The sequence below is a fragment of the Anoxybacillus tengchongensis genome (genome assembly GCF_014201585.1).
In the GTDB taxonomy this organism is placed as follows: domain Bacteria; phylum Bacillota; class Bacilli; order Bacillales; family Anoxybacillaceae; genus Anoxybacillus; species Anoxybacillus tengchongensis.
Window position 1 is genome coordinate 1 of sequence record NZ_JACHES010000021.1, and the last position, 10,391, is coordinate 10,391.

The window sequence follows — 10,391 nt, forward strand, 5'->3', positions numbered from 1 at the left end:
CCAGCGTTCGTCCTGAGCCAGGATCAAACTCTCCATAGAAAAGTTATCCTTAGCTTTTGTACGCTTTCGCTTCGTTCAGTTTTCAAGGAACATCTCCGTCAAACGACGGCTATAATATACTATCATTTCTTTTCATTGTCGTCAACTATGTTTTTTCGTCGCTGACGACGTTTATTAATTTAACACATGTTTTATTTTGTTGTCAACAGTATTTTTTAAAAAAATGTTCTCATTTATTCATTGATCATATCGTTTTATTTCTCGCATAAGATGGTCATAAAAAGGACAAGGGGGGACAAATATTGAAGTTTTTTTATATTCTTGACGGAAAAAAAATAAAAAAATGGCTTCTCATTGTATCAATCGCCTTTGTCACAGCCTCTATTTTGTACATTCAGCAGCTTTCAAATCAATCTGTATTTTCGACTGATCCTGGGCCGAAAGCCATTTACAAAGTCGAAAATAAAAAAAATGAGCTCGCGTTGACGTTTGACATTAGTTGGGGAGAAACAAATGCCATACCTATTTTGAACGTATTAAAAAAACACGGGATAAAAGCTACATTTTTTCTATCCGCTTCTTGGGCTGAACGCCACCCGCGAATCGTAAAAAAAATCGTGGAAGATGGACACGAAATCGGAAGTATGGGCTATGAATACAAAAATTATACTGAGCTAGAGCGTGGGAAAATTATTCGGGACTTAGCACAAGCTAAAAAAGTATTTGATACGTTAGGCATTAAGCACGTTCCCTTCCTTCGTGTACCGACAGGAAATTTTAATAAAGACGTCTTAAAAGTTGTTCATTCTTTCGGTCATACTGTCGTTCATTGGAGTATTGATTCAAAAGATTGGCTCAACCCTGGAGTGAACACAATTGTCGAAAATGTCACACAAAATACAAAAGGCGGAGATATTGTATTGCTTCATGCCTCAGATTCAGCCAAACAAACTGCTCAAGCATTAGAACAAATCGTTACATGGATGAAAAAAGAAGGATATAAAAGCGTGCGAATATCTGACCTTGTAAACAACGCTGATATAAAAAGCAAAGAAATAAAATGAGGCTTGCGGCCTCATTTTATTTACGTAAAAGTTTATGCAAAATAAGCAATTGATACGCGTTACAAATTAATAAAGGGAACAGCATTAAATACAACCAATTTTCTTCGTTAATTCGTAATACCGGAAACCACTCAATGACCGTCACAACAACCATAAAAAATAACGCAGGAACAAACGCTTCTTTATTTGTTTCTCGCATTTTTACGTATGCGACAATCAGTCCAAATAAAAAAATAAATAAGGCAACAAGCACGTAGCTAACAAGGGATTCCCCTTCTTTTGCAAACAGTTGATAACGGAAATAAACGAGATCAAATAAAACAAAAGCAATGAGAACTAATTGTACAGCATTCCATAATCCAACCGAACGAAAAATTCCGAGACCAAAACGATGAATTGTTAAATATGCAAAAAAGCCCATTTGACTAATTACACTAAAAATAAAGCCAACACCAATAAGCCAAACGAGAACGGATAAAATTTCTTTTATTTCAAACGATGTAAAAAGACGTGCATATTCGTTCCATTTCACAGCAAACCCAACAATCCCCGTACTTATTCCGCCAACAAACAATGTAGAAAAAAACAATTGAACCCACTTTCGACTATTCACTTGTGCAACCTCCACTTCTCAATATCCCTTTCAAAATTCTATCAACGAAATAAGAAAAATGCTAGCGAATATTTTTGCAAAGAACATTGAATATTAACAGTAAGGAAACTTGTTGAAAGGGGCTTTTCATTATGAATCGGACATTTTTGCTCCTCCTATTTAGTTATGTATTGGTGCTGACCGGGTGCGCTCAACAAGAAAAAACCCCTGCACAACCTGATTACGATCAAACAAAAAAAATGGTCGTCGATATTCTAAAAACAGATGAAGGAAAAAAAGCGATTCAAGAAGTGATGGGCGATGAAAAAATTAAACAACAACTCGTTATCAATCAAGAAGTTGTAAAAAAGACGATCGAAGAAACGTTAACATCCGAAAAAGGAAAAGCGTTTTGGAAAAAAGCGTTTGAAGATCCAAAGTTCGCCCAAAATTTTGCCAAAAGCATGCAAGAAGAGCATGAAAAATTATTAAAAGCGCTAATGAAAGATCCTGAATATCAAGCAATGGTCATTGAAATTATGCAAAATCCAGAAATGAAAAAATTAATACAAACAGAAATGAAAAACAAAGATTTTCGAGCTCATTTGCAAAAAGTTATTACAGAAACATTTAGTAGCCCGCTGTTTAAAGCAAAAATTGAGGATATTCTTATTAAAGCAGCCGAAGAAATGCAAGGCGGTAAAAAAAGTTCCGATCAAGAAGAATCAAGTGACGAGCAAACAACATGAGGGGCTTCGTAGCCCCTCATCGTAGCTTTGCAATGATTTTTCTGGCGATATCCATATATACTTTTCCAATCGGATGATCTTCACCGTACACAGAAGGGGCAAAATCGTCATCGTTCCAATCAGGTTGCCCGAGCGGTAATTGCCCAAGTAAATCCGTCTGCAATTCTTCAGCTAATTTTTGACCACCGCCTTTTCCAAAAATGTATTCTTTTTCACCTGTTGTTTTACTTTCAAAATACGACATATTTTCGATGACACCGACAACTTCGTGATTTGTTCGGACTGCCATCGCTCCCGCTCTTGCCGCAACAAATGCAGCGGTCGGATGAGGCGTTGTCACAATGATTTCTTTCGATGTTGGAAGCATTGTATGGACATCCAATGCTACATCGCCTGTGCCTGGAGGTAAGTCTAATAATAAATAATCTAATTCTCCCCATTCCACTTCATCAAAAAAGTTTTTTAGCATTTTGCCAAGCATCGGTCCACGCCAAATAACCGGCGAGTTATCTTCTACAAAAAAGCCCATCGAAATGACTTTCACACCAAACCGTTCAACCGGAATAATTTTCTCCCCACGAACAACTGGACGTTCTGTAATACCCATCATGTCTGGTACACTAAATCCATAAATGTCAGCGTCAATTAACCCGACTTTTTTGCCAAGCCGAGCAAGTGAAACAGCTAAATTAACTGATACAGTCGACTTTCCTACTCCACCTTTTCCACTTGCAATTGCTAAGTAAATAGGTTCATTTGTTGCACGTTCTTCTTCTAACGGCAATTGAGCAAAACGGAGCCCAACAGAAGATACTCCTGCGCCTTTTAAACGTTCTACAACAGTTTGTTGTACTTGAAGTTGTTCTGCCGTTCCTGTTTTAGCTAAAGCAATTTTTACGCTCACTAATCCCTTCTCTTTATTTATTTTGACTTCTTGAATTGCCCCTGTTTCTTTAAACGTTTTTTTCAAAAAAGGGTCGTAAATCGTTTCAATCAGCTCTACAACTTGTTTTTCTGTCAACATCGCGCCTCACCAGTCCTTATGTATTCGGTTTCACACTTTCAATATAACATAATTTTCTTTATAAAAAAATGAATCCTTCTCATTCAGAAGGATCGCGTTCGTTCGACACGTAACGTAAAATGCCTTTGTAAATCGAAGCGGCCAGCTTTTCTTGATACGAAGAAGACGCTAGCAGTTTTCGTTCTTCCTCATTTGACAAAAAACCAATCTCAACTAAAGCCCCAGGCTTTTTCGCCATTTTTAATAAATATACCGTTTGAATAGGCTTTGCTAAGCGATGTGTATTCTCTAAATTGACACGCAGTTCTTGTTGAATAAACTTCGCTAATCGTTTATTTTCTTCTAATGAGGAATAATAAAACACTTGTGCCCCTCTCCATTTTGGTGAAGGGATGGCGTTCAAATGAATACTAATAAAAAAATCTGCCTCTGAATCATTCACAAGCTGGACTCGCTGTTGTAAGTCTTCTATTTTTCTTCGGCTATATCCCCTCGTTTGTTCATTCGCTAAATCGTAGTCTCCTTCCCTCGTCATTTGAACGAGTGCACCTTGTTGTTGCAAATAATCGCGCAATTTTAATGCAACATTTAGCGCTATGTCTTTCTCAAGAACGTCTCCTCCAACCGCTCCCCCGTCAGGCCCCCCATGCCCTGGATCAAGGATGATAATCTTCCCTGATAACGGTAAACTCCACGCTTTCCATGAGCGATCATGAAGTACGTAAAACTGTAAAAAAAGGACAAAAACAATGAAAAGAATAATAATACGTACTTTCATTCCTTCTCCTCCCCACTATTTATGTTATATGGGACAAGAGGAGAATTTAGAACGATTACTTCCAACGAAGACGTTGACGACGAAGCCCTTTTTCGATTCCTTCTCTCCACCAAACATCTACGTAACGAGCACACGTGTCGTACATACCATCTCTGCATAGCTTCATATGTTCATACAGTTCATGTATAAGTTGTTCGTATTCGTTTATACAACGACTTTTCACTGTTTCTATTGACTCACCATAATATGTAAACCGACTATAATGTGCACCGAGCAAATATGCTTCAATGGCTATATCGATGCATATCGTTTCCATGACTTCGGAAACAATCATGTATTGTTGCCAATACGTGCGCACACGTCTACATAACTCACGATAAGAAAGATCCTTCAATACATTTCGCTCATAAGCAAGCTGTTTTTCTAACTTTTTTATTGTAAACGATGTAAGTATTCCCACTTGGCTGTCCCTCCTTATATATATTGTTCGCATGAACAAGAGGGACATACAAAAAAATCTCGGCAAATAATTGCCGAGATTTGTTGAAATTAACGTTTTGAGAATTGTGGTGCACGACGAGCGCCTTTAAGACCGTATTTTTTACGCTCTTTCACACGAGAGTCGCGCGTTAATAAACCTGCACGTTTTAATGTTTGACGATATTCTGGGTCAACTTGTAACAATGCACGAGCGATACCGTGACGGATTGCGCCTGCTTGACCTGTGAATCCACCGCCGCTTACGTTTACTAATACATCGTAGCTACCGAATGTTTCTGTTAAAACAAGCGGTTGTTTGACAACTTCAACTAAAGATTCATATGGAACATAATCACGAATGTCACGACCATTTACGATAATGCGTCCTTCACCTGGAACGAGACGCACACGCGCAACTGAACTTTTGCGACGGCCTGTGCCGTAGTATTGTACCTGTGCCAAAATAATGCCCTCCTTTGATCAATTATCCGCGAAGTTCATAAACTTCTGGTTTTTGTGCTTGATGCGGATGTTCACTTCCGCGATAAACGTGCAATTTTTTGAACATTTGACGACCAAGGCTACCTTTTGGAAGCATGCCGCGAATTGCTCTTTCAAGCATTTGCTCTGGGTAATTTGTACGCATTTCAAGCGCTGTTCTTACTTTTAATCCGCCTGGATGTAAGCTGTGACGGTAGTATAATTTGTTCGTTAATTTTTTCCCTGTTAACTCAACTTTTTCTGCGTTGATGATGATCACATGATCACCAGTGTCAACATGCGGTGTGTAAGTCGGTTTATGTTTACCGCGCAAAATCGCAGCAACTTCACTAGCAAGACGTCCTAACGTTTTGCCTTCTGCATCAACAACGTACCATTTACGTTCTACTTCATTTGGCTTCGCCATATACGTACGCATTTGTTTTCCCTCCTAAAATAAAAAATGAACAAGCGATATTTATTTCAACACGATTAATTTCCGGGGCTAATCGTGGGTTTAAAATACATACCATATGATATAATATCTCTTCTACAACCCAATGTCAAGAAAATGTTACACCTGGATTAGTTGTCATACGAAACGTGCCATAAATAAAGACCGTGACCCGGTGCAGTCTTTCCTGCAGCATTGCGATTTTTTTGTTCCAAAATCGCCTTTATCTCTTCAGCACGCCGTTTCCCGCGTCCGACTTCTAACACCGTCCCAACAATAATACGAACCATATTGTACAAAAAACCGTTGCCAACAAGACGAAAGATCAATTCTTTGTCTTGTGGAATGACTTCCGCCTCATAAATTGTGCGAACTTTATCTTCTATTTCCGTTTTTGCCGAACAAAAGCTTGTGAAATCATGCGTCCCGATCAAATAATGAAGCGCTTCGTTCATGTTCGTTACATCAAGTTGATGCGGATAGTGATATACATAATGACGCAAAAACACGTTTTTCTCTCCCGTCCAGACACGGTAACGATATTCTTTCGTTTTCACACTAAATCGAGCATGAAAGGAAGGCGATACTTCAATTGCCTCTTTGACAATGATGTCATCAGGAAGAAGCACATTTAACGCTTTAGACCATCTTTCATCAGGAATCGCAAGCGGCGTATCAAAATGAATAACTTGTCCATACGCATGAACGGTTGCATCCGTTCGTCCTGACGCATATACGCGAACAAATTGACCCTTATGAATGGTCGAGAGCGCACGCTCAAGCTCTCCTTGTACAGTTCGCTTTTGTTGTTGAATTTGGTATCCTGCAAAATGCGTACCATCATACGCAATGATGCATTTCATTCTTCTCATGATGTTCGCTCCTTTTTATGAACGAAGTAACCATAACAAAACAGCCAATAAGCCAAGTAAAAGCATAAAAGCCGTATCTATGCGCCTCCACGTCAACTCGCGCCATTTCGTTCGACCGTTCCCCCCACGATATCCACGCACTTCCATGGCAACAGCTAGTTCTTCTGCTCGTTTAAATGCGCTAATGAATAGCGGAACAAGCAATGCCGTCATCGCTTTCATTCGTTCTGATAGCGGTCCGCTTGAGAAATCGACCCCGCGAGCCATTTGAGCTTTCATAATCTTCTCAGTTTCTTCCATCAATGTTGGAATAAAACGAAGGGAAATAGACATCATTAACGCTAGCTCATGAACAGGTATACCCCACTTTTTTAATGGTGAAAGCAATGATTCCATCCCATCGGTCACTTCAATCGGTGTCGTTGTTAACGTCACTAGCGTTGTAACAACGATAAGAAGCAAAAAGCGTAAAGAAATAAACGCTCCTTGTTGGATCGCTTTGTCATACACTTCGATCCCAAGCCATTGAAAAACGACATCCCCTTCTTTTGTTAGCAATACGTGAAGAAGAAACGTAAACACAATGACCCATAAAACTGGTTTTAATCCTTTAATCATAAAAGAGGGCGGTATACGCGATAAAAACAACAACACACATGTAAAAGAAGTCAACACCCCATACGTCCATTCATTATTAGCAAGAAACACAATGAATACATATATAAACATGAGCAACAGTTTTGTGCGTGGATCAAGACGATGAATGAGGGAATTCCCGGGAACATATTTTCCGATAATCATACTGTTCATCATATGCTCTTCACCCTAGTAAATAACGTTTGTAAGTTTTTGATGACGTCTTCCATCGTCAAACAAGGGGCATGAAACTGCACGCCAAATTTTTGTTCGATTGCCCGTTGAAACAAAACTGGTTCAGGGACATCTAGTCCGAGGCTTATTAAATCATCGACATGACGAAAAATATGTTCTGGTGCTCCTCTTCGCACAATTGTTCCTTGATGCATCACGATAATATCATCCGCATAACGTGCTGCCTCTTCCATACTATGTGTAACAAGCACAATCGTCATATGTTTTTGCCGTTGAAGTTTTGCAAACATGTCCATCATTTCTTTTCGCCCACGAGGATCTAATCCCGCAGTAGGTTCATCTAACACGAGTACTTCTGGGTCCATGGCTAACACACCGGCAATCGCCACACGTCGCATTTGCCCACCACTTAAAGCAAATGGAGATTTATGTCGCACTTCTTCCGGCAATCCGACAAGTGCTAACCATTCTCCCACACGAGCTTTCGCTTCCTCTGCGTTCATACCAAAATTTATCGGTCCAAAACAAATATCTTTTTCTACTGTTTCTTCAAATAGCTGATGTTCAGGAAATTGAAAAACGATACCTACTTTTTTTCGTAAAAGCTTTAAATGTTTTTCTTTTTTTCCTGCTGTAATGGTGTAATTACCAAGATGGATCGTCCCTTTCGTCGGTTGAAGTAAGCCATTTAAATGTTGCAAAAGGGTTGACTTTCCCGATCCGGTATGACCAACAACCGCTACGTATGAACCGTTAGGGATATCCATATGAATATCGTACAGCGCCCGCTTTTCGAAGGGGGTATTTATTTGGTAGCGATGTTCGACATCGCGGAATACAATGTCCATAATTCACTCACCAACCCCTCTATTGTCAAATGATCGATTGTAATTGGAATGTGATTTTCCTTCAACCGTTGACTTAGTTGGAGCGAAAATGGTAAGTCTAACCCCATCTCTTCCAACTTTGATCCGTGCGCAAAAATATGTTTAGGTGTTCCTTCTAATGCAATCTTTCCTTTATTCATGACAATCACTCGATCAGCTTTTGCCACTTCATTTAAATCATGAGTAATTGAAATAACAGTCATATCGCGTTCACGACGAAGCGATTGAATCACTTGAAGCACTTCTTTTTTTCCGCTCGGATCAAGCATCGATGTTGCTTCGTCTAAAATGATAATATTCGGTTCAAGAGCAATGGCGCTTGCGATCGCTACACGTTGTTTTTGTCCACCTGACAGACGATGCGGTTCGTCATTCACGAAATTTTCCATACCTACTTTTTTTAGTGCTTCGTTTATGCGCTTTACCATTTCATTTTTTTGTACGCCACGATTTTCAAGACCAAAGGCGACGTCATCTTGAACGGTTGTTCCAACAAACTGATTATCTGGATTTTGAAAAACGATACCTAATTTCTCCCGAACATCCCATACTGTTTCTTCATTCAATGGGATGCCACATACGTGAATCGTTCCACTTTTCGGTGGCAATAAACCGATTAATAGCTTAGCGAGTGTTGACTTTCCCGATCCGTTATGACCAACAATGGTTACCCATTCACCTTTATACACTTGAAACGACACGTTTTGTAAAGCATATGTTTTTTCGTTTGCATATTGAAAACTTATATGTTCCACACGTAATGCAACTTCCACAACTCTCTCCTCATCTCTTCTGAATTTTCTTACTCTCTACTCTACTACAAAAAAGGAAACAAAAAAAGGGCATAGATCCAGTTCAAAAACTGTCTCGCCCTTGTAAAAACGTATTAAACTAGTTCAATAATGACCATTGGCGCACCGTCGCCGCGGCGTGGTCCAAGTTTCATAATGCGTGTGTAACCGCCTTGACGGTCTTGGTAACGTGGTGCGATATCGCTAAACAATTTTTGAATCGCATCTTGACCTGTTTCAGTGTTTGCGACTTCTTTGCGTACGAATGCAGCAGCTTGGCGACGTGCATGCAAATCGCCGCGCTTTCCTAATGTAATCATTTTTTCTACAACAGAACGCAACTCTTTTGCACGAGCTTCTGTTGTTTCGATTCGCTCATTAATGATTAAGTCTGTCACTAAGTCACGAAGCAATGCTTTACGTTGAGAGCTTGTGCGTCCTAATTTTCTGTAAGACATGTGATGTCCCTCCTTTATTTCACTTTTAACATGAAAATGCCTAGTTAACCAAACGCTTAACTAGTCATCTTTACGTAAGCTTAATCCTAACTCTTCTAACTTCGCCTTTACTTCTTCAAGCGACTTGCGGCCTAAGTTGCGCACTTTCATCATATCTTCTTCTGTTTTTTGCGCAAGCTCTTGTACTGTGTTAATGCCAGCACGCTTTAAGCAGTTGTACGAACGAACAGAAAGATCAAGCTCTTCAATTGTCATCTCGAGCACTTTTTCTTTTTGATCTTCTTCTTTTTCGATCATGATTTCAGCGTGTTGCGCTTCATCTGTTAAGTTCACAAAAATATTCAAGTGCTCTGTTAAAATCTTTGCCCCTAGTGAGATTGCTTCTTTCGGGCCGATGCTACCATCTGTCCACACGTCGATCGTTAACTTGTCGTAATTTGTCATTTGACCGACGCGCGTATTTTCGACTTGGTACGATACGCGCGATACCGGCGTATAAATGGAATCGATCGGGATAACACCTATCGGTTGATCCTCGCGCTTGTTAGCGTCAGCTGGTGTATACCCACGTCCGCGTTTTGCCGTCATTCTCATCCGTAAGCGACCGTCTTTTGCTAATGTAGCAATATGAAGGTCTGGATTGAGAATTTCTACGTCGCTATCGTGAGTAATATCCGCAGCTGTAACGACTCCTTCACCCTGTACATCAATCTCAAGCGTCTTTTCTTCGTCCGAATAAATTTTTAGCGCTAGTTTTTTAATGTTTAAAATAATTGTTGTTACATCTTCCACGACGCCATCAATTGTTGAAAACTCGTGCAATACACCATCTATTTGAACAGATGTTACAGCGGCACCAGGGAGTGAGGATAACTGGTTAATTCGTATGGAGTTAGACAAAGTTGTACCATATCCACGCTCAATTGGTTCA

General features: G+C 39.8%; 14 protein-coding genes. 2 read left to right on the plus strand and 12 right to left on the minus strand.

The genetic code is table 11. From position 1 onward, the window contains the following. Nucleotides 1–302 precede the first annotated feature (302 nt). Entirely contained in the window at nt 303–1,064 is a 762-nt protein-coding gene (gene pdaB / locus HNQ82_RS14255) for a polysaccharide deacetylase family sporulation protein PdaB (protein WP_183250428.1), read from the plus strand. Nucleotides 1,065–1,080: 16 nt separating this feature from the next. Here pdaB and HNQ82_RS14260 read toward each other — a convergent pair whose 3' ends face one another. Further along, nucleotides 1,081–1,677, minus strand: a complete 597-nt coding sequence (locus tag HNQ82_RS14260; protein WP_183250431.1) for a KinB-signaling pathway activation protein — start codon at nt 1,675–1,677, stop codon at nt 1,081–1,083. A gap of 131 nt (nt 1,678–1,808) precedes the next feature. On the opposite strand from HNQ82_RS14260, the gene gerD reads away from it, so the two are divergent. Continuing rightward, the gene (gene gerD / locus HNQ82_RS14265; RefSeq protein WP_183250433.1) at nt 1,809–2,405 is read left to right on the plus strand and encodes a spore germination lipoprotein GerD; all 597 of its coding nucleotides are present in this window, start codon (nt 1,809–1,811) and stop codon (nt 2,403–2,405) included. A gap of 16 nt (nt 2,406–2,421) precedes the next feature. Here the strand turns inward: gerD and HNQ82_RS14270 are convergent, their stop codons facing one another. From HNQ82_RS14270 to HNQ82_RS14320, 11 genes are all read right to left on the minus strand, one after another. Further along, nucleotides 2,422–3,429: an Mrp/NBP35 family ATP-binding protein gene (locus tag HNQ82_RS14270; protein ID WP_183250436.1), complete on the minus strand. Its 1,008-nt coding sequence runs from the start codon at nt 3,427–3,429 to the stop codon at nt 2,422–2,424. Nucleotides 3,430–3,508: 79 nt separating this feature from the next. Further along, the gene (gene cwlD, locus HNQ82_RS14275; RefSeq protein ID WP_183250438.1) at nt 3,509–4,207 is read right to left on the minus strand and encodes an N-acetylmuramoyl-L-alanine amidase CwlD; all 699 of its coding nucleotides are present in this window, start codon (nt 4,205–4,207) and stop codon (nt 3,509–3,511) included. Between the two features lie 55 nt (nt 4,208–4,262). Next, on the minus strand, nt 4,263–4,667 hold the full coding sequence (locus tag HNQ82_RS14280; protein WP_183250440.1) for a DUF2521 family protein: 405 nt from the start codon (nt 4,665–4,667) through the stop codon (nt 4,263–4,265). An 89-nt stretch (nt 4,668–4,756) separates the two neighbouring features. Then, on the minus strand, nt 4,757–5,149 hold the full coding sequence (rpsI, locus tag HNQ82_RS14285) for a 30S ribosomal protein S9 (RefSeq protein ID WP_003397701.1): 393 nt from the start codon (nt 5,147–5,149) through the stop codon (nt 4,757–4,759). Nucleotides 5,150–5,171: 22 nt separating this feature from the next. Continuing rightward, the gene (gene rplM / locus HNQ82_RS14290; RefSeq protein WP_012573869.1) at nt 5,172–5,606 is read right to left on the minus strand and encodes a 50S ribosomal protein L13; all 435 of its coding nucleotides are present in this window, start codon (nt 5,604–5,606) and stop codon (nt 5,172–5,174) included. A 146-nt stretch (nt 5,607–5,752) separates the two neighbouring features. Next, a complete protein-coding gene (gene truA / locus HNQ82_RS14295) occupies nt 5,753–6,493 on the minus strand; it encodes a tRNA pseudouridine(38-40) synthase TruA (protein ID WP_183250442.1) in 741 nt (246 codons plus the stop codon). 15 nt (nt 6,494–6,508) lie between these two features. Further along, a complete protein-coding gene (locus tag HNQ82_RS14300) occupies nt 6,509–7,306 on the minus strand; it encodes an energy-coupling factor transporter transmembrane component T family protein (RefSeq protein ID WP_183250444.1) in 798 nt (265 codons plus the stop codon). After that, nucleotides 7,303–8,172 carry an energy-coupling factor ABC transporter ATP-binding protein gene (locus HNQ82_RS14305; RefSeq protein WP_183250446.1) on the minus strand — a complete coding sequence of 290 codons (870 nt, stop codon included), beginning with the start codon at nt 8,170–8,172 and terminating at the stop codon, nt 7,303–7,305. The genes HNQ82_RS14300 and HNQ82_RS14305 overlap by 4 nt, the downstream gene beginning before the upstream one ends. Beyond that, the gene (locus HNQ82_RS14310; protein ID WP_183250447.1) at nt 8,130–8,984 is read right to left on the minus strand and encodes an energy-coupling factor ABC transporter ATP-binding protein; all 855 of its coding nucleotides are present in this window, start codon (nt 8,982–8,984) and stop codon (nt 8,130–8,132) included. The genes HNQ82_RS14305 and HNQ82_RS14310 overlap by 43 nt, the downstream gene beginning before the upstream one ends. Nucleotides 8,985–9,097: 113 nt before the next feature. Beyond that, nucleotides 9,098–9,460 (minus strand): 50S ribosomal protein L17, encoded by a 363-nt coding sequence (gene rplQ / locus HNQ82_RS14315; protein ID WP_003397694.1) that lies wholly within the window; start codon nt 9,458–9,460, stop codon nt 9,098–9,100. Nucleotides 9,461–9,520: 60 nt separating this feature from the next. After that, on the minus strand, nt 9,521–10,391 hold an 871-nt coding region (locus tag HNQ82_RS14320), incomplete at its 5' end, for a DNA-directed RNA polymerase subunit alpha (protein ID WP_183250449.1).